This window comes from Streptomyces sp. NPDC053542, from assembly GCF_044544685.1.
Lineage (GTDB): Bacteria > Actinomycetota > Actinomycetes > Streptomycetales > Streptomycetaceae > Streptomyces.
In genome coordinates, this window is record NZ_JBITXL010000001.1 from 491785 (window position 1) to 511535 (window position 19751).

Annotated in this window: 16 protein-coding genes; 10 read left to right on the forward strand and 6 right to left on the reverse strand. The window is 73.2% G+C overall.

Features of this window, described 5'->3' with window-relative positions; genetic code table 11:
- Positions 1 to 71 precede the first annotated feature (71 nt).
- The 5 genes from ACIGXO_RS02240 to ACIGXO_RS02260 all read left to right on the forward strand — a co-directional run bounded on the left by ACIGXO_RS02240 (position 72) and on the right by ACIGXO_RS02260 (position 5510).
- Positions 72 to 1169 carry a WD40/YVTN/BNR-like repeat-containing protein gene (locus ACIGXO_RS02240; RefSeq protein WP_399779129.1) on the forward strand — a complete coding sequence of 366 codons (1098 nt, stop codon included), beginning with the start codon at positions 72 to 74 and terminating at the stop codon, positions 1167 to 1169.
- Between the two features lie 152 nt (positions 1170 to 1321).
- Positions 1322 to 1999, forward strand: coding sequence for a uracil-DNA glycosylase (locus tag ACIGXO_RS02245; protein ID WP_399779131.1), 678 nt, complete (start codon positions 1322 to 1324; stop codon positions 1997 to 1999).
- A 131-nt stretch (positions 2000 to 2130) separates the two neighbouring features.
- On the forward strand, positions 2131 to 3279 hold the full coding sequence (locus tag ACIGXO_RS02250; RefSeq protein ID WP_399779133.1) for a phospholipid scramblase-related protein: 1149 nt from the start codon (positions 2131 to 2133) through the stop codon (positions 3277 to 3279).
- Positions 3272 to 4321 (forward strand): N-acetylglucosamine kinase, encoded by a 1050-nt coding sequence (locus ACIGXO_RS02255; RefSeq protein ID WP_399779135.1) that lies wholly within the window; start codon positions 3272 to 3274, stop codon positions 4319 to 4321. The genes ACIGXO_RS02250 and ACIGXO_RS02255 overlap by 8 nt, the downstream gene beginning before the upstream one ends.
- A gap of 280 nt (positions 4322 to 4601) precedes the next feature.
- Positions 4602 to 5510 (forward strand): sirohydrochlorin chelatase, encoded by a 909-nt coding sequence (locus ACIGXO_RS02260; RefSeq protein WP_399779137.1) that lies wholly within the window; start codon positions 4602 to 4604, stop codon positions 5508 to 5510.
- 136 nt (positions 5511 to 5646) lie between these two features.
- Here the strand turns inward: ACIGXO_RS02260 and ACIGXO_RS02265 are convergent, their stop codons facing one another.
- From ACIGXO_RS02265 to ACIGXO_RS02275, 3 genes are all read right to left on the reverse strand, one after another.
- Complete coding sequence (locus tag ACIGXO_RS02265) at positions 5647 to 6438, reverse strand: class I SAM-dependent methyltransferase (protein ID WP_399779139.1); 792 nt, start codon at positions 6436 to 6438, stop codon at positions 5647 to 5649.
- An 84-nt stretch (positions 6439 to 6522) separates the two neighbouring features.
- Positions 6523 to 7593, reverse strand: coding sequence for a lactonase family protein (locus ACIGXO_RS02270; protein ID WP_399779141.1), 1071 nt, complete (start codon positions 7591 to 7593; stop codon positions 6523 to 6525).
- Between the two features lie 136 nt (positions 7594 to 7729).
- On the reverse strand, positions 7730 to 9235 hold the full coding sequence (locus ACIGXO_RS02275) for an FUSC family protein (RefSeq protein ID WP_399779143.1): 1506 nt from the start codon (positions 9233 to 9235) through the stop codon (positions 7730 to 7732).
- A gap of 559 nt (positions 9236 to 9794) precedes the next feature.
- Here ACIGXO_RS02275 and ACIGXO_RS02280 point away from each other — a divergent pair.
- Positions 9795 to 10949 carry an LLM class flavin-dependent oxidoreductase gene (locus ACIGXO_RS02280; RefSeq protein ID WP_399779145.1) on the forward strand — a complete coding sequence of 385 codons (1155 nt, stop codon included), beginning with the start codon at positions 9795 to 9797 and terminating at the stop codon, positions 10947 to 10949.
- On the forward strand, positions 10946 to 12325 hold the full coding sequence (locus tag ACIGXO_RS02285) for an MFS transporter (RefSeq protein WP_399779147.1): 1380 nt from the start codon (positions 10946 to 10948) through the stop codon (positions 12323 to 12325). The genes ACIGXO_RS02280 and ACIGXO_RS02285 overlap by 4 nt, the downstream gene beginning before the upstream one ends.
- Here ACIGXO_RS02285 and ACIGXO_RS02290 read toward each other — a convergent pair.
- Positions 12306 to 12449 (reverse strand): hypothetical protein, encoded by a 144-nt coding sequence (locus ACIGXO_RS02290; RefSeq protein ID WP_399779150.1) that lies wholly within the window; start codon positions 12447 to 12449, stop codon positions 12306 to 12308. The genes ACIGXO_RS02285 and ACIGXO_RS02290 overlap by 20 nt on opposite strands.
- Positions 12450 to 12709: 260 nt before the next feature.
- Here ACIGXO_RS02290 and ACIGXO_RS02295 point away from each other — a divergent pair, with 260 nt between their 5' ends.
- Together ACIGXO_RS02295 and ACIGXO_RS02300 are read left to right on the forward strand one after the other, a co-directional pair.
- Positions 12710 to 13189, forward strand: a complete 480-nt coding sequence (locus tag ACIGXO_RS02295) for an Lrp/AsnC family transcriptional regulator (protein WP_031055683.1) — start codon at positions 12710 to 12712, stop codon at positions 13187 to 13189.
- A 24-nt stretch (positions 13190 to 13213) separates the two neighbouring features.
- Positions 13214 to 13915, forward strand: coding sequence for an HAD family hydrolase (locus ACIGXO_RS02300; protein ID WP_399779152.1), 702 nt, complete (start codon positions 13214 to 13216; stop codon positions 13913 to 13915).
- On the opposite strand, the gene ACIGXO_RS02305 is transcribed toward ACIGXO_RS02300, so the two are convergent.
- Both ACIGXO_RS02305 and ACIGXO_RS02310 read right to left on the reverse strand, forming a co-directional pair.
- Positions 13863 to 15515, reverse strand: a complete 1653-nt coding sequence (locus ACIGXO_RS02305) for an AMP-binding protein (protein WP_399779154.1) — start codon at positions 15513 to 15515, stop codon at positions 13863 to 13865. The two genes, ACIGXO_RS02300 and ACIGXO_RS02305, sit on opposite strands and share 53 nt — an antisense overlap.
- Positions 15516 to 15588: 73 nt before the next feature.
- Positions 15589 to 16245, reverse strand: coding sequence for a TetR/AcrR family transcriptional regulator (locus tag ACIGXO_RS02310; protein ID WP_399779156.1), 657 nt, complete (start codon positions 16243 to 16245; stop codon positions 15589 to 15591).
- An 89-nt stretch (positions 16246 to 16334) separates the two neighbouring features.
- Here ACIGXO_RS02310 and ACIGXO_RS02315 point away from each other — a divergent pair, with 89 nt between their 5' ends.
- The gene (locus tag ACIGXO_RS02315) at positions 16335 to 19544 is read left to right on the forward strand and encodes a carboxyl transferase domain-containing protein (protein WP_399779157.1); all 3210 of its coding nucleotides are present in this window, start codon (positions 16335 to 16337) and stop codon (positions 19542 to 19544) included.
- Positions 19545 to 19751 lie beyond the last annotated feature (207 nt).

Here is a 19751-nt window from a genome sequence, read left to right on the forward strand (position 1 = left end):
GAGGGCCGTTGTCAGTGGTCGGGTGCAGACTGACTCGTACCTGGAACAACGGCGTTCGGAGGTGCATCGACATGACGACCCACGCGGCTGATGTCCTGCTCGCGGTAGGGACCCGGAAGGGCCTGTTCATCGGCCGTCGACGGCGGGGCAGGTGGGAGCTGAGCGAGCCCCATTTCCCGGCCCAGGCGGTCTACTCGATCGGTATCGACACCCGCCGCGCCACACCGCGGCTGCTGGCCGGCGCGGACAGCGCGCACTGGGGCCCTTCGGTGTTCCACTCGGACGATCTCGGCGAGAGCTGGGTGGAGCCGGCGCACCCGGCGGTCAAGTACCCGGAGTACACGGAAAGTTCGCTGGAGCGCGTGTGGCAGCTGCAGCCCGCGGGCCCCGCCGCGCCGGACGTGGTCTATGCCGGTACGGAGCCGGGCGCGCTGTTCCGGTCCGAGGACGGCGGCGAGTCCTTCGAGCTGGTGCGGCCGCTGTGGGAGCACCCCTCGCACGACCAGTGGGTGCCGGGCGGCGGCGGCCTCGCGGTGCATACGGTGATCACCGACCCGCGCACCGCGGACGCGGTGACGGTGGCCGTGTCCACGGCCGGGGTGTTCCGCACGCTGGACGGCGGGGCGAGCTGGTCGCCGTCCAATTCGGGCGTGAAGGCGGTCTTCCTGCCCGACCCGGACCCGGAATTCGGCCAGTGCGTCCACAAGATCGCGCAGGACTCGGTCAACCGCGACCGCCTCTACCTGCAGAACCACTGGGGGGTGTACCGCAGCGACGACGCGGGCGGGAAGTGGACGGACATCGGGTCGGGGCTGCCGTCGGACTTCGGCTTCGCGGTCGCCGCGCACCCGCACCGCGGCGACGTGGCGTACGTCTTCCCGATCACGGCGGACATGGACCGGGTGCCGGCCGAGCACCGCTGCCGGGTGTTCCGGACCTCCGACGCGGGCGCGAGCTGGGAGGCGCTGAGCGCGGGGCTGCCGCAGGAGGATCACTACGGCACGGTGCTGCGGGACGCGCTGTGCGTGGACGATGCGGACCCGGCGGGCGTGTACTTCGGCAATCGGAACGGCGAGGTGTTCGCCAGCGCGGACGACGGCGACAGCTGGCAGCAGCTCGCCGCGCACCTGCCGGACGTGCTGTGCGTACGGGCGGCGGTGATGGCGTGAAGCGGTGCCGGTGACTCGGGCGGTCGCGAGGTGACCGGTGGTGGCGTGATCTGTACGCGTCGTGGTCGAAGCTGACCGGAGAGAGGCGAAGGTGACCGGGGGAAGGGGGCACGGGTTGATACGGACCACCTGGCGGCCAGTAGGGTGACGCCGTGGCTGCACGACCTCTCCATGAAATCGTCGAACCGGGCTGGGCCAAGGCACTTGAGCCCGTTGCCGGACGGATCGCCGCGATGGGCGACTTCCTGCGGGCGGAGATCGCCGCGGGACGTACGTACCTCCCGGCCGGCAGCAACGTGCTGCGCGCCTTCCAACAGCCCTTCGACGAGGTGCGGGTGCTCATCGTCGGGCAGGACCCCTATCCCACGCCGGGGCATGCCGTCGGGCTCAGCTTCTCGGTGGCGCCGGAGGTGCGTCCGCTCCCGGGCAGTCTGGAGAACATCTTCCGCGAGCTGCATTCCGACCTGGGGCTGGGACGGCCGTCCAACGGTGACCTCACGCCGTGGACCCGGCAGGGCGTGCTGCTGCTGAACCGTGCCCTGACGACGGCGCCGCGCAAGCCCGCCGCGCACCGCGGCAAGGGCTGGGAAGAGGTGACGGAGCAGGCCATCCGTGCGCTGGCCGCGCGCGAGCGGCCGCTGGTGGCCGTCCTGTGGGGGCGGGACGCGCGCAATTTGCGCCCGCTCCTCGGGCAGGTGCCGTCGGTCGAGTCGGCGCATCCCTCGCCGATGTCCGCCGACCGGGGGTTCTTCGGGTCGCGGCCGTTCAGCCGGGTCAACGACCTGCTGGTCCGGCAGGGCGCGGAGCCGGTGTCCTGGCAGCTGCCCTGACCGCGCGGCGCCTTGCCTGTCGGCCTCGTGGCGGCTTGCCCGGGCTCGCGGCAGGGGTGGTGCGGCGGGTCGGTGGCTGGGCTGACGTGGTGGCCGATGGTGGGGCTGAGCTGGAGGGATAGTGTGCCAGCATGACCACGAACTCGAACGTGCCGGCGGGCTGGTACGCCGACCCGCAGGGCACGCCTGACCGACTGCGCTGGTGGGACGGCGCCCGGTGGACCGAACACACCCACCCGGGCAGCCAGGGGCAGGCCACGGGCCAGGCACAGCAGCAAACCCGGGGCCCGGCAGAGCAGCAGCAGGCCCAGGGCCAGGCACAGAGCCAGAGCCAGGCACAGCCCCAGCAGTACGGCCAGCCGCAGCAGCAGGCCCCCGGCCAGCCGCAGCAGCAGGCATTCGGCCAGGCCCAGCATCCGGCGCCCGGCCAGGTACAGCAGGAGCAGGCGCCCGGCGCGCAGCCGATGCCGCAGGCTCAGCCCCAACCCCAGCCCCAGCCGTACGGACAGGGCGCGCCGCAGCAGCCGTACGCCCAGCCGCAGCCCCAGCCGGGCGGGCAGCCGTATCCGGGCGGGCAGCCGATGCCCGGTGGGCAGCCGCAGGCGTACGGCTATCCGCAGCAGCCCGGCGGCGCGCCGACCGGTGCCGCGCCGGGCGGGCAGCCGGCCGGCCCCGGTGGCGGTTCGCTGTTCAGTGAGCCGGTTCTGGTCGTGAACCAGAAGGCCAAGCTGATCGAGATGACGAACGAGTACAGCGTCTTCGACCAGAACGGCCACACCATCGGCTCGGTCGTACAGGTCGGCCAGAGCACGGCCAAGAAGGTGCTGCGACTGGTCTCCAGCCTCGACCAGTACATGACCCACAAGCTGGAGATCCGTGACGCGTACGGACAGCCGCAGCTGGTGCTGACGCGGCCGGCCAAGTTCATCAAGTCCAAGGTGCTGGTGGAGCGCCCGGACGGGCAGCCGGTCGGCGAGATCGTGCAGCAGAACGCCATCGGGAAGATCAACTTCGCGCTGGTGGTCAACGGCCAGCAGATCGGCGCGATCAAGGCGGAGAACTGGCGGGCCTGGAACTTCGCCATCGTCGACCACGCCGACCAGGAGATCGCTCGGATCACCAAGACGTGGGAGGGCCTCGCCAAGACGATGTTCACCACGGCGGACAACTACGTCCTGCAGATCCACCAGCAGCTGCCCGACCCGCTGCTGAGCCTGGTGGTCGCCACGGCGCTGACCGTCGACACCGCCCTCAAGCAGGACGCCCGCGGCTTTGGGTGAGACCACGCCGGCGCCGGGCCCCGAACCGCTGGTGCTCGGGGTCGACTCGGGCGGCTCGGGCCTGCGGATCGCGGTCGCCCGCGCATACGGACACGGGTACGGGAACGATGCCGCGGGCGACGCGGCCCCGGCGCGGCGGCTGCGGACGGTCGTCTTCCGGGAGCCGGTGCGTACGGGACCGGACGGCATCGACGCGGACGACCTGCTCGCCCGGCTCCTGCCGGCGGCCGGTTCGCTGCTGCGCGAGGCGGGCGGGGACGGGCGGTGCGCCGCGGTGTGCGTGGGCGCGGCCGGCATGGCCACGCTCGGCGACGGCCTGCGCGCCGCGCTGCCGGCCGCGCTGTCCCGCGCGCTCGGCACGGACCGGCTGGCGCTCGCGGCCGACGCGGTCACCGCGTACGCGGGTGCGCTCGGCCAGCACCCCGGGGCCGTGGTCGCGGCCGGCACGGGCATGGTCGCGATGGGCACGGACCTCACCGCGGCGACCGGCTGGCGGCGCGCCGACGGCTGGGGCCACCTGCTGGGCGACTGCGGCAGCGGCGCCTGGATCGGCCGCGCCGGACTGGAGGCGGCGGTGCGCGCGCACGACGGCAGGCCCGGCGGTTCGGCGGCGCTGCTGGCCCGCGCGGAAGCGGTGTTCGGGCCGGTCACGGGCCTGCCCGGCAAGCTGTACCCGCGCACGGACCGGCCCGCCGTGCTGGCCTCCTTCGCGCCCGAGGTCGCGCGCTGTGCCGCCGAGGACAAGTTCGCCGCCGCCATCCTCGACGAGGCCGCCCACCACATCGCCGACTCCGCCGCCGCGGTCTGCCCGCCGGCGGCCGGGCCCACCGGCCGGGAGGTCGCGTACGCCGGCGGCCTCTTCAAGATGGGCGAACCGCTGCTGGAGCCGTTGCGGGCCGCGCTCGCGGTGCGGCTGCCCGGCGTGCGGCTGCGCGCGGCGGACGGCGATCCGCTGGACGGCGCGCTGCTGATCGCGTCGGCGGTGGCGCGGGACGCGCTGCGGCTGCCCACCGATGACCGGCTCCTGCACGTCACTGGGTGAGCAGTCCGGAACCCCCTCTTCGCGTTAACAGCAGCAAATACACCGACCCCGCCAGCACCTCGGCCGACGCCCCGACAGCCCACAAACGGAACCTCCGCCCCCATAAGCGGAATCCGCCCCACAGCACCTCACCTGACCACCTGACCCAAACGTCAGTGCAGATCACACGGCGTGTCGCGGGGCGTTCGCACCAAGACGCGCGGGACGAATCGGTACACAAGACACCCGACCGTGCCCTCCCTCGGCACGGGGTGCCGAAGAGGCGTTAGCATGCGGCGCCATGAGTTCCCCCACTGGGCCCGCACCCGGCCTGCCTGTACGAATGCCGCGTCCGCGCCAGCCCGGACGCCACCGCCGACCCGAGCCGGTCGTCGCTCCCGAGGGCGCGCCTGCCCTCGTCCTGGCCGTCCCCGGCGCTCCCAGCGCCGCGTCGCGCAGCCTGGCGGAGGAGGTGTCCAGCATCGCCCGCTCCGAGCTGCCCGGCCTCGACGCGCGGATCGGGTACGTCGACGGCGGTGACGAGGAGTTCCCGTCGCTGGAGGCCGTGCTCGCGCACGCGGCCGCCGAGCGCAGGGCCCGCATCGAGGCGGGCGCGCACGAGCTCAAGGACAGCCCGACCGCCGTGGTCGTGCCGCTCCTCGCGGGCCCCGACAACGCGCTGCTGCGCCGCATACGCCAGGCGATCATGAACAGCGGCTCCGCCGCCGAGCTCACCGATGTGCTCGGGCCGCACCCGCTGCTCGCCGAGGGCCTGCACGTCCGGCTGTCCGAGGCCGGCCTCGCGCGTGCCGACCGTGCCCGCCTGTTCACGGTCGCAACGGCCGCTGACGGCATCATCCTCGCCACCGTCGGCGGCGAGGAGGCCGTGCAGGCCGCAGGCATCACCGGCATGCTGCTCTCCGCGCGCCTCGCCGTGCCGGTGCTGGCCGCCGCGCTGGACGAGGACGGCGCGATCTCGCGTACGGCCGAGCAGCTGCGGACCTCGGGCTCGCAGCAGCTGGCGCTGGCCCCGTACCTGATCGGCCCGGAGATCGCCGACGGGCTGCTGGGGGCGGCCGCGGCCGAGGCGGACTGCGCCTCCGCCGAGGCGCTGGGTGCGTACATGGCGGTGGGCCGCCTGGTCCTGTCCAACTACGCGGCGTCGCTCGGCATCACGCTGCAGTCGGCACAGGGCGCCGCGACCCGCTGAACCGCCGCCGGCCGCCATCAGTGGGCGAAGCAGTGAACGAAGCAAACGAAGCACCGGATGGGCCGCCCCGCGTCACGCGGGGCGGCCCATCGCCGTATCCGGCCACGCTCCCCCGCCCGCATCCGCTCGTCCGCACTCAGCCGCTCGTCCGCCCCACCAGCACCCGCACCCGTACGTCCTCCGCGTACGGGCCCTGCGGGAGCGCGGCCCGCAGACCGGCGGCGAAGTGCGGGCGGTCGGCCGGGGCCGGCAGCCGACCGGCCGGTACGGCGGAGCAGACGCCGCCGACCAGCTCCTCGAACGTCAGCTCCACGCGGTAGCGGTGGTCGATCTCGCGCACCCCGTCGTAACCCGCCGCGCGGAGCGCCCGCGCATAGCGGTCCTGGTCCTCGTCGGCGGTGCCGCAGGTGGCCTGCAGAACCGTGCCGAAGTACCGCTCCAGATAGCCGCGCAGCGCGTCCGACCAGTAACTCTCCTGCTGCCAGAGCGGCACGCCGTTCGCGATCACGGCGATGCCGCCGCCGGGCCGGAGCAGCGGGCGCAGCTCGCGGAAGAGCTGGTCGTGGTCCATCCAGTGCAGCGCCTGGCCGATGGCGGTCATGGCCAGGGAGCCGCGGCCTAGCAGCGGGCCGAGCGCCGGGACGTCGGTGTCCGCTCCGAGCACCCAGGTGGCGTTGCGTACGCCTGCCTCGTCGGCGGCCTTGCGGGCCAGCCGCAGCATGTCCGGCTCGGGGTCCATGCCGAGTACGGAGCCGACCCGCGCGGCGAGCGGCACGGTCAGCTGCCCCGTGCCGCAGCCGAGGTCGAGTGCGGTGTCGCCGGCGGTCAGGCCGAAGGCTTCCTGCAAGGCGTCCAGGAGCTCCGGGCGGTAACCGCGCCGGAAGCGGGCGTAGTACTCGGCGACTTCACCACTGAATCCGACGGTCATGCCGTCAGAGTGCCCGCTTCCCGGCCGCCGCGCCCGGCATTCGGACGATCTCGCCGCCGAGCGTCCGCTATCGGCTGAACATATTCAACTACCGGCGAGTACAGGCAGGTTCCCGAAGACCACGCAGGAAGCCGACGGTACCGGGAGCGCACCGGCGCGCTCCGGGACGCCCGTTTCCGGATCGACCGTGAACCATGTGACGTCCCCGGAGCGCTCGTTGGCGGCGTAGAGGTACCGCCCTTCGGGGTGCAGCGCCAGGTCGCGCGGCCAGGCGCCGCCGCACGGCACGGTCGTGACGAGGCGCGGCGCGAGGCCGTCCCGCTCCAGCATCAGCACGGCGATGCTGTCGTCCCCGCGGTTGGCGGCCCAGCCGAACCGTCCGTCTGCGGAGACCACGAACTCGGAGGGCAGCGTCGGCGTCGCGCCGCCCTCGGGCAGTACGGACGTCTCCCCCACCGGCGTCAGCACGCCCTGCACGGCGTCCCAGCGGCAGGTGGTCACTGTCGGGTCCAGCTCGTTGATGACGTAGGCGAGCCGGCCGCCCGGGTGGAAGCGGAGGTGGCGCGGGCCGCTGCCGGCGCGCAGCGCGATCTCACGGCGCATCACCAGCTTCCCGCTCCCCGGGTCGATCTCGCAGACGCGTACGGAATCGGTGCCGAGGTCCACGCTGAGCACCCAGCGTCCCGTGGGGTCCGCGACCACGGCGTGCGCGTGCGGGCCGGTCTGCCGCTCGGGGTTCGGGCCGCTGCCGTGGTGCTGGAGCACGGCTCCGGGGCCGGGCTCGGTGGGTGCGCCGTCGGCCCGCAGGGGCAGCGCGCTCACGCTGCCGGAGCGGTAGTTGGCGGTCAGCAGGTGTCCGGCGTGCGGGGCGAGATGGGTGGGCGCGGAGCCGTGTACGGGCGCCGGGGGTGCGAGCGGTTCGAGCCGGTCGCCCGCGAGTGAGAACGCCGCGGCCGCGCCGTCGGGCGTCTCGCTCACCGCGTACAGCAGCCGGCCGTCGCCGGACACCGCGAGGTAGGACGGATTGGTCACCGCGTCGGTGCGGTGCAGTTCCTTCAGGGCCCCGCTCTCCGGGTCGACCTCCGCGGTCACCACGCCGGCCCCGCCGGCCGTCGACCCGATGTACGCCCGCCGCCCGGCACCGTTCCGGCTCACACCGTTCACCCTCGTACCCCGCCTCTCGTCCGCACGCCCCGCATCGGTCGGTCACCGACGCTAACAGCCGGGCGGCCGGGCCCGCCTGACGGTGCCGGCCCGCGCCGCCCCTACGGGCAGCGGTCCGGCGCTCGCCTCAAGCCCGGGTGGGAACGCTGAGCGGGGCGGCGAGTTCTGCCAGCGACCGTTCCAGGGCGTGCAGATGAACGAGCGCGGGTTCGAGGCGCTCGGCGCTCGGGGCCTCCGGCACGGTCAGTCGGCCGGTCTCCCCTTCCGTCGCCCGCTGCCCGGCCGTGAGCGCCTCCACCGCGGCCTCCACACGCCAGCACGCGGCGCTGAGCCGTACATCGTGGGAGGCGTCCGGATCGGCCGCTATGGAGGCCAGGCCGCGCACTTCCCGGGCGCATGCGTCGAGCAGCGTGAGCACATGCCCGGCGCGCTCCTTGCGGGCGCGCAGCGGGCTCAGCGGGTGCACCAGCGGAGCCAGCGAGGCCCGTACCTTGCCGAGCAGCAGCTCCAGCTCGGCGATCCGCGCCGCGGGATCGGCGGTGTCGGTCCCGGCCAGGCGCGCGGCGGCCTCGGCCGTGCAGGCGTGCACGCAGCGCAGGGCGCGCTCGATCCAGGCGTTCGTCGTGGCATGGGTGGTGACGGGCAGGACCAGCAGAACCGCCAGTACCGCGCCGAGCGCCCCGACGCCCGTCTCCGCGACCCGGAGCACGAGCAGCGCCGGATCCAGCACCCCGAGGAGCCCGTACAGCAGGCCGGCCATCACCGTCACCGCGAGCATCATCCAGGTGTAGGAAACGGCGGCCGTGTAGAAGATCCCGAAGACACACACCGCGACGAGGGCCGCGGTGGCCACCGGCGCGCCGTGCAACGGTACGGCGATGCCCAGTCCGGCCACGATGCCGATCACCGTGCCCAGCACCCGCCGGAAGCTCCGCACCAGCGTCTCCCCGCTCGACGCGGTGTTCACGAAGACCCACCACGTCGCGCCCACGGCCCAGTACCAGCGCTCCTGCGACAGCACCTCGCCCGCCGCGAGCGCGAAGGCGCTGCCGGCCATCGCCTGGACCGCCTGCCGCGTGGACAGCCGGGCGAGCCCGGTGCCGAGGTGCAGCGGCGGGACCGCGGCGGGCGGCGGCAGCCGGCGCTCGTAGCACCACAGCCCGAAGCGCACCGCCGAGGACGCCAGCAGCGACAGCAGCATGGCCGCGTACAGCTCGGGCAGCTGGCCGGGCACCGTGTGCAGGAACTGCGACGCGAAGAAGGCCATGAAGCCGAGCACGCCGAGGGAGTGGCCGCGCGGGCCCCAGCGGCGGGCGTACACCCCGGCGCCGACCACGGCGACGAAGGCCGCGTCCCGCGCGAGGGGGTGGTCGTGCAGCACCGCGGCGAGGGCGAGGACGGGGAAACCGACCGCCGGGAACAGCGCGGTGGTGACCGCCTGCCCGCGGACCGTGGGGTCCATGACCGTGAAGAGTGCCAGCAGGGCCGCGAGCCCGCCGAAGACGGCCGCGACCAGCGAGTGGCCCGCCAGGCCGCACAGGGCCACCGCCAGGCCGATGCCGAGCACCGCCCGCAGCCCGCTGCGCAACCGCAGCCGCCCCGGGTCCGGAGCCACGAACATCCTCTTCAGCACAGATCCCCGCCCTTCTGTGTTCCGCACGACACGGAATGAACACGGCATGAAAAAGGCGCCGCGGGGGTCCGCAGCGCCATTGATGGGACCATCACAACACCTGGGGCCACGGTGGCTCAACAGACGTCCGATTCGCTGTGCCATTGGCCCAGCGTCGTGCGCGTCCAGTGCGGCAAGGGCGGGCCAATGGACTACTGGGCACGCTCCGGCGGCAAACCGTCTCAGGTGCTGAAACGGTCGTCTCAGCAGCTTGATCCCAGCAGGTCGGACGGCGCAGAATGCCAGGCATGACTGCTGCTGCCGACCTCCTCGTGGAACGCCTCCACGTCGACCTGTGTCGCCAGACCAGCACCGGCTGTCGCGCCTGACGCCCTCTCCGGCCGCGTCCCCCGCTCTTCCCGGGCCCGCGCTGCCGCGCTTTTCTCCTGCTTTCCGCAGTTCTCCTCACCGCACTCGGTGACGCATCGCCGTCGCCTCCTCCGCGGCGCACCGTCATGTCCGGCGCCGGGCCGCCGTGCCCTGCCGGGGCGTGACCCGCCGCCCTTCCCCGGAGTCCTCGATGTCTTCTGCCCTGACGTTCCATTGGTTCCTGCCCACGACCGGTGACAGCCGGCACATCGTCGGCGGCGGCCACGGCTCCCAGCCCGGCACCGCCGGCGGGGACCGGCCCGCCTCCGTCGAGTACCTCGGCCAGATCGCCCGCAGCGCCGAACAGCTCGGCTTCGAAGGGGCGTTGACGCCGACGGGTGCGTGGTGCGAGGACGCCTGGCTGACCACGGCGATGCTCACGCAGGTCACCGAGCGGCTGAAGTTCCTCGTCGCCTTCCGGCCCGGCCAGATCAGCCCGACCCTGTCGGCGCAGATGGCCGCGACCTACCAGCGGCAGTCGCACGGCCGGCTGCTGCTCAACGTCGTCACGGGCGGCGAGTCGGCGGAGCAGCGCGCGTACGGCGACTTCCTCGACAAGGACCAGCGGTACGCGCGCACCGGCGAGTTCCTGGACATCGTGCGGCGGCTGTGGGACGGCGAGACGGTCGACCACCACGGCGAGCACCTCCGGGTCGAGGGCGCCAAGCTCAACCGGCTGCCCGACCCGGTGCCGCGGGTGTACTTCGGCGGCTCCTCGCCCGCGGCCGGCGAGGTGGCGGCGCGGTACACCGATGTGTATCTGACCTGGGGCGAGCCGCCGCAGCAGGTGAAGCAGAAGATCGACTGGATCCGGTCGCTGGCCGCCGCGCAGGGCCGCGACGTGCGGTTCGGCATCCGGCTGCACACCATCACCCGGGACACCTCGGAGCAGGCGTGGGCCGAGGCCGAGCGGCTGCTGAAGGGGATGGACCCCGAGCGCATCAAGGCGGTGCAGCAGGGCCTGGCGACCAGCGAGTCCGAGGGCCAGCGCCGGATGCGCGAGCTGCACAACAGCGGGTCCAGCGACAACCTGGAGATCTACCCCAACCTGTGGGCGGGCGTCGGCCTGGTCCGCGGCGGCGCCGGCACGGCGCTGGTGGGCAGCCACTCCGAGGTCGCCAACCTCATCGAGGAGTACGCCCGGCTGGGCATCGAGGAGTTCGTCCTCTCCGGTGTGCCGCACCTGGAGGAGGCGTACTGGTTCGGCGAGGGCGTGCTGCCGCTGCTGGAACGGCGCGGCCTGTGGCAGCACCCGGCCGGTCCGCGCACGGCCGAGCCCGGCATCGTCCCCTTCGCCGGCCGATGAGCCCGGCACCCGCGCCCTCGCAGGCGCCACCGCAGCCGGACGAGCAGCCGGCGGGCGCCCCGCCCACCCGGCTGAAGACCGTGGTGCTCGCCAGCCTGCTGGGCACCACCGTCGAGTGGTACGACTTCTTCCTGTACTCCACGGCCGCCGGGCTGGTCTTCAACAAGCTGTTCTTCCCGACGGCGAACGGCACGGTCGGCACGATGCTGTCGTTCGCGACGTTCGCCGTGGGCTTCGTCGCCCGCCCGGTCGGCGGGCTACTCTTCGGGCACATCGGCGACCGGATCGGCCGCAAGCGCACCCTCGCCTTCACGATGGGGCTGATGGGCGTCTCCACCGCGCTCATCGGTCTGCTGCCGACGTACCAGCAGGTCGGGCTGCTCGCCCCCGCGCTGCTCCTGATCCTGCGTGTCGCGCAGGGCGTCGCGCTCGGTGGCGAGTGGGCGGGAGCGGTACTGCTGGCCGTGGAGTACGGGCCCGAGGGCCGCAAGGGCAGGTTCGGCAGCTACCCGCAGATCGGCCTGGCACTCGGACTGGCCCTGGGTACTGGGGTGTTCGCGCTCCTCAACGACGTGCTCAGCGACGCCGCCTTCCTCGGTTACGGATGGCGGATCGCGTTCCTGGTCAGCCTGGTGCTCGTCGGGGTGGGGCTGACCGTACGGCTGAAGATCGACGAGACGCCGGCCTTCCGGGCCGTCCGTCGGCTGCGGGAACTGCCGCGCTCCGCGCCGCTGGTGGAGCTGGTGCGCGAGCCCGCCGCGCGCCGGCACGTCGTGCTCGGCATGCTGGCGCGGTGGGGTGAGGGGGCCGCCTTCAACACCTGGGGCGTCTTCGCGATCACCTACGCGACGGGGACGCTCGAGCTGGACCGTACGGCGGTGCTGCTCGCGGTGACGGCCGCCGCGCTGGTCATGGCCGTGCTGATACCGGTGTCCGGTGCGACGGTCGACCGGCTGGGCGCGCGCCGCGTCTACCTCGTGGGCATGGGCGCCTTCGCCGTCTCGGTCTTCCCGGCGTTCTGGCTCTTCGGTACGGGCGGGGCGTGGGCGTTCGCGGTGGCGCTGCTGATCACCCTCGGTGTCGTGCACGCGTCGTTCTACGGTGCCCAGGGCACGCTGTTCGCCGCGCTGTTCCGTACCCCCGTCCGGTACACCGGCATGTCGTTCGTCTACCAGATGTCCGGCATCTTCGCCTCGGGGATCACGCCGCTGATCATGACGGCGCTACTGGCCCTGGGGGCGGGCACACCGTGGCTCGCCTGCGGCTACCTGGCGCTGACCGGCCTGGTCAGCATGGTGGCGACCGCCCGGCTCCGGGACTCGGACCTGCACGTCCCGACCGGCCGGACGCGTCACCTCACGCCATCGCCATCGTGAGCGCCGATTCCGTACGGTGCTTGCGCATGTACGTGGTGTAGAGATCGATGACGAACCGGGTGAGGATCGCCTCAGCGATGGCGAGGCCGGCCTTCGCCAGCACCGCGCAAAGAACTTCGCCCATCAGGATCACGCTCCTGTCCATTCGTGTCCGCCGCGGCTTCCGGCAGGAGGCCGCGGCGGTCCCTGTTCCTCCATCCATGCCCTGGCGAGGTGACGCGGGGATGACTCGGAACCAATGCGCGGTGACGCCGAGGTGAATTGCCGGGCCGCCGGGCACCGGGCCGTCGCGCCGCCCCGCTGTCGCAGGTCGCGGCGGTACACCGCAGACTGGAGGCGATCGACCGGCACCGCACCGCACCACCCGTAAGGAGGCCGTTCACCATGGCCGTGGACGCACTCGACGCCCGGATTCTCCGGCTGCTGCTGGAGCAGCCGCGGACGAGCGTGCGGGAGTACGCGCGCATCCTCGGCGTCGCGCGCGGCACGGTGCAGGCGCGCCTGGACCGGCTGGAGCGGGACGGCGTGATCACCGCGTACGGGCCGCGGCTCTCCCCCGCCGCGCTCGGGCACCCGGTCACCGCCTTCGCGCACATCGAGGTCACGCAGGGACATCTGGAGGAGGTCGCGGCCCTGCTGGCCGAGGTGCCGCAGATCATCGAGGCGTTCTCGACCACGGGCGGCGGCGACCTGCTGGCCAAGGTGGTGGCGCGGGACGCGGCGCATCTGGAGGACGTGATCCAGCAGCTGATCAACATGCCGGGGGTGGTGCGCACCCGCACCGAGGTGGCGCTGCGCGAGCGCGTGCCGCACCGGCTGCTGCCGCTGGTGGAGGACGTCGGCGGGGCCGCGGCGGCGCGCTGACCGCGGGCTTGGCATGCTGGGGGCATGAGCCCCGACGCCCCCTCCCGCACGCCCGTCATCTTCGACCTCGACGGCACCCTGGTCGACAGCGAGCCCAACTACTACGAGGCGGGGCGGCGGCTGCTCGCCCAGTACGGTGTCGAGGACTTCACCTGGGAGCACCACGCGCGGTTCATCGGCATCGGGACGCGCGAGACGCTGGAGATCCTGAAGAAGGAGTACGGGATCGACGCGCCGGTGAGCGAGCTGCTGGCCGGGAAGAACGCGATCTATCTGGAACTGGCCGGGGCGCAGACCGAGGTCTTCCCGGAGATGCGGGCCTTCGTGGAGCAGCTGCACGCGGCGGGGCATCCGGTCGCGGTGGCGTCCGGCTCGTCCCGGGCCGCGATCGACGCCGTACTGAAGGGCACGGACCTGGACGCGATGCTCAGCACGCGGGTGTCGGCCGAGGAGGTGGGGCGCGGCAAGCCGGAGCCCGATGTCTTCCTGGAGGCGGCCCGGCGGCTGGGGGTGGCGCCGGAGAGCTGCGTCGTGCTGGAGGACGCGCCTCCCGGTGCCGAGGCGGCGCGCCGCGCCGGGATGCGGTGCATCGCGATCCCGTACGTGGCGAAGACCGCGGGAGACCCGGCGTTCGAGGCCGCCGGGCTCCTCTTCAGGGGCGGTCAGCGGGAGTTCACGGCGCGGGCCGCGTACGCATGGCTCGCGCGGCCAGCTCCGTCTTCTTGATCTTTCCGGTGGCGGTGAGCGGCAGCTCCGCGGTCAGTTCGATGGCGGGCACCTTGTAGGCGGCCATGGCCGCGCCGGCCCACTCCGTCAGGGCCTCGGCGGTGAGCGTGCTGCCGGGGACGGTGCGGACGTAGGCGTACGGGCGCTGGCCGCGCCGCTCGTCCGGTACGGCCACCACTGCCGCTGCCAGCACGTCCGGGTGCCGTCCGAGCAGCGTCTCCACCTCCGTCGGGAAGACGCTCATGCCGTTCACCTTGATCATGTCCTTGTCGCGGCCGAGGTAGTGCAGACAGCCGTCCTCGTCGAGGGAGCCGATGTCGCCCGTGTGCAGCCAGCCGTCGCGGAGGGCGGTCTCGGTGGCCTTGGGGGCGCGCCAGTATCGGGTGAGGACGGACGGGCCGCGGACGACGATCTCGCCTCTCTCGCCGAGCGGCAGCGGCTCGCCGGTGGCGAAGTCCACGACCATGATGTCCGTGCCGGGGACGGGCAGCCCGCAGAAGGTGGGCTCGCTGTGCAGGTCGGCGTCGCCGTCCTGGAAGCCGAGGGTGGAGGTGTCGCTGGTGTGCGTCTCGGTCATGCCGTACGACGCCTCGCGCAGCACGCTGTGGTCGCCGACGGCGCGGCGCCAGCGGTCGCGGATCTCCGGGGTGAGCTTGCGGATGAAGGAGACGGTGAGCGGTGCGGTGAAGGCGGACAGATCGCGCCCGGCGAGGTCCGGGTGGTCCAGGAGTTCGAGGTAGTTCTCGACCGTGCCGGCCATGGTGGCGACGCGGTACCGCTCCAGGCCGTCGAGGACGGCGGCCGGGTCCCAGCGCGGCAGCAGCACGCTCGTACCGCCGGAGACCAGCGGCGCGAGGATGCCCAGGTTCTCCCCCGCGATCCAGAAAATGGGCAGGTAGCAGAGGGAGACGATGCCCTCGGGGGCAAGCTCGGGGGCGCGGCCGGAGTCGATGGCGGTGGCCGTGTAGACCATGTGGCGCTGGGTGTGTTCGCAGCCCTTGGGCATGCCGGTGGTGCCGCCGGTGTAGTTGAGCGCGGCGAGCGCGTCGAGGTCGTCGGCGATCCGGCCGTGCGGGGCGTGCGCGAGCGCCGCGTCCCAGGCATCGGTGTCGGCGAGGAGGACGTCGCGTACGGGCGTGTCCGCGCGTATCTCCTCGATGGCCGGGGCCAGTTCGGTACGGGAGATGACCAGATGCGTGCCCGCGTCGGTCAGTTCGTGACGGAGTTCGGCCGCCTTGAACATGGGATTGACCGGCACGTGGACCGCGCCGAGGCGCAGTACGGCGAGCATCGCGACGAGGAACTGCGGGCAGTTGGGCAGGTGGACGCCGACCCGGTCGCCGGGCTCCACACCCTGCGCGGCCAGCCACCCGGCCAGCCGGTCGGACGCCTCGTCCAGCTCCCGGTACGTCGTCTCGCGGCCGTCGAAGACGAGGGCCGGGCGGTCGGGGGCCGTGGTGGCCCAGTGGCGCACGTAACCGGGCACGGTCCGCTCGCCGGCCCGGAGCCTGATGGCGTCCGGCTGCCGGCCGCCGCGGGCGCGGTCCTGTCGGGTGCGGAGATCGGTCAGGTACTGCTCGATACGCGTCGCGCGGCTCACTGCTACTCCTCCGGTATCGCCTGGTGTCCCTCGGGGTGGTGCGGCTGCCCCTGTGGGGGGTACGGAGACGTGCTCAGTCGTGCGGCCTGAGCAGGTGCAGGTACATGGCGGTGACATCGCGTACGGCGTCCTCGTACGCGTCCGGCTCCTCCGCCACCAGCCGGGCGAACCGCACACACATGCCGCCGACGGCCGTGGCCACCGCCGACGGGTCCGCGACCGGCGCCGCGTGTCCGGCGGCGGTCACCCGGCGGATGTAGCGGGCGGTACGCCGGGTCGGCCGCCGTTCGATCTCCTCCCACAGCTCGCGGACCCCGTCGTCCCCCTGCGCCTGCTGCTCGATCAGCCGCAGCAGCGGGAGGTGTTCGGCGTAGGCGGCGATGAAGGCGGCGGTGGAGTCGCGGGCCACGGCCCGTACGTCGTCCGGATCGGTGCCGGGCACCTCCTGCGCGGCGAGGAACGCGTCCCGTACGCGCACCGCGAGCACTTGGAAGATCTCTTCCTTGGACGCGAAGTAGACGTAGAACCCCGCGCGGGACAGCTCGGCCTCGGCCGCGATGTCGGCGATGGTGGCGGGCCCGTAGCCGCGCCGCGCGAAGACCGCCTCGGCGGCGTCCAGCAGCCGGTGGCGCACGGGCGTGTCGCTGCGGTCGCGGGCGGTGCGGGTCGCCCAGGGCCGGTGTCCGCGGCCGGGCGCCTGCGGGGAGGCGGACTCTTCTCTGTTTGCCACGCCTCGACCATATTGACGTTGACGCCAATGTCAATGAGCATGACAGCGCCGTCTCGGAGCCTGTGTCACTGCGTGGAGGTGCTTGATCAATGGGGTCAGCCGTACTCGTCGCCAATCGCGGGGAGATCGCCGTCCGGGTGGTGCGTGCCGCGGCGGCGGCCGGACTGCGGAGCGTCGCGGTGTACGCGGAGGACGATGCGGCGGCCCCGCACGTCCGGCTCGCCGACGAGGCACATCCGCTGCCCGGTTCCGGGCCCGCCGCCTACCTCGACGCGACGGCCCTGCTGGCCGTCGCCCGCGAGGCCGACTGCGCGTACGTCCATCCCGGCTACGGCTTCCTCAGCGAGGACGCCGGCTTCGCGCGGGCCTGCGCCGAGGCGGGCGCCGTCTTCGTCGGCCCCTCCCCCGAGGTGCTCGGCCTCTTCGGTGACAAGGCACGGGCCCGCGCGCTCGCGGAGTCCCTGGACGTACCGGTCCTGCCGGGCACCAGCGGCCCGACCACGCTCGACGAGGCCCGCGCGTTCCTGACCGAAGGCCCCGGCGCGGGCGGCCCGGTCATGGTCAAGGCGCTCGGCGGGGGCGGCGGCCGCGGGATGCGCGTGGTGCGGGACGCCGCCGAGCTGGCCGATGCCTGGGAGCGCTGCCGCTCGGAGGCCGCGGCGGGCTTCGGCCGCGACGAGCTGTACGTCGAGCGGCTGCTGACCGGAGCGCGCCACATCGAAGTACAGGTCATCGGCGACGCCACGGGCGCGGTCACGCACGTCTGGGAACGGGACTGCTCCGCGCAGCGCCGCCACCAGAAACTCATCGAGATCGCCCCCGCACCCGCACTGCCCGCGACCGTCCGGGACCGGCTCCTCGACTGCGCCCTGCGGATGGCCCGCGAGGTCGGTTACACCGGCGTCGGCACCTTCGAATTCCTCGTGAGCGGCGAGGAGTACCACTTCATGGAGGCCAATCCGCGGCTCCAGGTCGAGCACACCGTCACCGAGGAGGTGACGGGCGTCGACCTGGTCGACGCCCAGCTGCGGCTGGCGGCCGGCGCGACACTCGCCGACCTGGGACTGGCCGACGGCCCGCCCGCGGCGCGCGGCTTCGCCGTACAGGCGCGGGTCAACGCCGAGGTGACCGCGGCGGACGGTACGGTACGCGGCTCGGCCGGCACACTGACCCGCTTCGAGGTCCCGACCGGGCCCGGGGTGCGGGTGGACACCGGTGCACGCGGCGGGCTGACCGTCGGCGCGCGCTACGACCCGCTACTGGCGAAGGTCGTCACGCGCATACCGGTACCGGACTTCGCCGCGGCCTGCGAACGCTCCCGGCAGGCACTCGCGGAGTTCACCGTGGAGGGTGTACGGACGGGCATCCCGCTGCTGCGGGCGGTGCTGGGCCATCCGGAGTTCGCGGCGGGCGGCACGGACACGTCCTGGGTGACGGAGCACCTGCCCGAGCTGGTCACCGAACACGACGAGCCGCCCGCCGCGGACACCGACGGGGAGGACGGCGCGGTCGTCGCCCCCATGGCCGGCACGGTCGTCACGGTGGACGTGGCCCCCGGAGACGCGGTGCCGGCGGGTACCCAGCTCCTCGTCCTCGAAGCGATGAAGATGGAGCACGTGGTGACGGCGCCGACCGCCGGAATCGTGCGCTCCGTGCGGGCGGCGGTCGGCGACACGGCCGCCGAGGGACAGCCGCTGGTGGCCCTGGAGCCGGCCGAGGGCGACGCGGCCGACGAGGCCGCCGCCGCGGACACCGACCCGGACTCCCTCCGCCCCGACCTGGCCGAGGCACTGGCGCGCCACGCCATCGGGCAGGACGCGCAGCGCCCGGAGGCAGTCGCCAAGCGGCACGCGCTCGGCCGCCGGACAGCCCGCGAAAACATCGACGACCTGTGCGACGAGGGCAGCTTCACCGAGTTCGGCGCGCTGGCCATAGCGGCACAGCGCCGTCGCCGCTCCCTCGACGACCTGATCGCCTCGACCCCCGCCGACGGCATGGTCACCGGCACCGGAACGGTCGACGGCGCGCCGTGCGTGGCGATGTCGTACGACTACACCGTGCTGGCCGGCACCCAGGGTCACAACAACCACCGCAAGACCGACCGCCTGCTGTCCGTGGCCGAGCAACGCCGGCTGCCCGTCGTCCTGTTCGCGGAGGGCGGCGGCGGCCGCCCCGGCGACACCGACACCTCCTCCATAGCCGGCCTCGACATCATGACGTTCCATCAGATGGGGCGGCTGAGCGGTCTCGTCCCCCTGGTCGGCATCGCCTCCGGACGCTGCTTCGCCGGCAATGCCGCACTCCTAGGCTGCTGCGACGTGGTCATCGCCACGCCCGAGGCGTCGATCGGAATGGGCGGCCCCGCGATGATCGAGGGCGGCGGCCTCGGCTCCTACGCGCCCGAGGACGTCGGCCCGCTGTCCGTACAAATCCCCAACGGCGTGGTGGACATACCAGTCGCGGACGAGGCCGAGGCGGTCCACACAGCCAAGCGCTACCTCTCGTACTTCCGCGGCCCGGTGGCGGACTGGGACGCACCCGACCCCCGGCTGCTGCGCCACGCCGTCCCGGAGAACCGGCGCCGGGCCTACCCCGTCCGCCGGGTGATCGACGGCCTGGCCGACACCGACTCCGTACTGGAACTCCGCGCCGGCTTCGGCACCGGCGTCGTGACCGCACTCGTCCGCATCGCCGGCCGCCCGATGGGCCTGGTGGCGAACAACCCCGAGCACCTGGGCGGCGCCATCGACCGGGACGCGGCCGACAAGGCGGCCCGCTTCCTCCAGCTCTGCGACGCCTTCGGCCTGCCGGTCCTGGCCCTGTGCGACACCCCCGGCTTCATGGTCGGCCCGGACGCCGAACAGACCGCGACCGTCCGCCACTTCTCCCGCCTCTTCGTCACCGGCGCCAACCTCCGCGTCCCCGTCGTCTCCCTCATCCTCCGCAAGGCGTACGGCCTCGGCGCGATGGCCATGATGGGCGGCTCGACCCGCGCCCCACTGGCCACCGCGGCCTGGCCGACGGGCGAACTCGGCGGCATGGGCCTGGAGGGCGCGGTACGCCTGGGCTACCGCAAGGAACTGGAAGCCATCACGGACCCGGACGAGCGCCGGCACGCCTTCGAGTCCCGAGTCGCCGAACTGTACGAACACGGCAAGGCACTGAACGCGGCCGCGGCCCTGGAGATCGACGCGGTCATCGATCCGGCGGGCTCCCGAGAGTGGATCACCGCGGCGCTGGAGGGGTATCGGTCGGAGGAACTGGCATCGGGCGGGCGGAGGTTCATCGACACTTGGTGAGCGGCACGGGCCGAGGGCCGCCGCTCCGTGCGCCGGTTCTGGGCCCGCCGGGCGTCTGACCGTCGCGGCGCGCAGTACGGGAAATGCGCCACACAACTTCACACCTCCGTGAATGCCGCTCCCACCTGCGGAGAAGGAAACGGGAAACAGCAGCATTCGCCTTGTCCGTCCGGCCGGGGTTGCCGCACTCTTTCGTGCGGCAACCCC

Coding starts and splice junctions, on each gene's coding strand:
- ACIGXO_RS02240 (WP_399779129.1), top strand. CDS start 72: ATGACGACCCACGCGGCTGATGTCCTGCTCGCGGTAGGGACCCGGAAG.
- ACIGXO_RS02250 (WP_399779133.1), top strand. CDS start 2,131: ATGACCACGAACTCGAACGTGCCGGCGGGCTGGTACGCCGACCCGCAG.
- ACIGXO_RS02260 (WP_399779137.1), top strand. CDS start 4,602: ATGAGTTCCCCCACTGGGCCCGCACCCGGCCTGCCTGTACGAATGCCG.
- ACIGXO_RS02265 (WP_399779139.1), bottom strand. CDS start 6,438: ATGACCGTCGGATTCAGTGGTGAAGTCGCCGAGTACTACGCCCGCTTC.
- ACIGXO_RS02280 (WP_399779145.1), top strand. CDS start 9,795: ATGTCTTCTGCCCTGACGTTCCATTGGTTCCTGCCCACGACCGGTGAC.
- ACIGXO_RS02285 (WP_399779147.1), top strand. CDS start 10,946: ATGAGCCCGGCACCCGCGCCCTCGCAGGCGCCACCGCAGCCGGACGAG.
- ACIGXO_RS02290 (WP_399779150.1), bottom strand. CDS start 12,449: ATGGGCGAAGTTCTTTGCGCGGTGCTGGCGAAGGCCGGCCTCGCCATC.
- ACIGXO_RS02295 (WP_031055683.1), top strand. CDS start 12,710: ATGGCCGTGGACGCACTCGACGCCCGGATTCTCCGGCTGCTGCTGGAG.
- ACIGXO_RS02300 (WP_399779152.1), top strand. CDS start 13,214: ATGAGCCCCGACGCCCCCTCCCGCACGCCCGTCATCTTCGACCTCGAC.
- ACIGXO_RS02315 (WP_399779157.1), top strand. CDS start 16,335: ATGGGGTCAGCCGTACTCGTCGCCAATCGCGGGGAGATCGCCGTCCGG.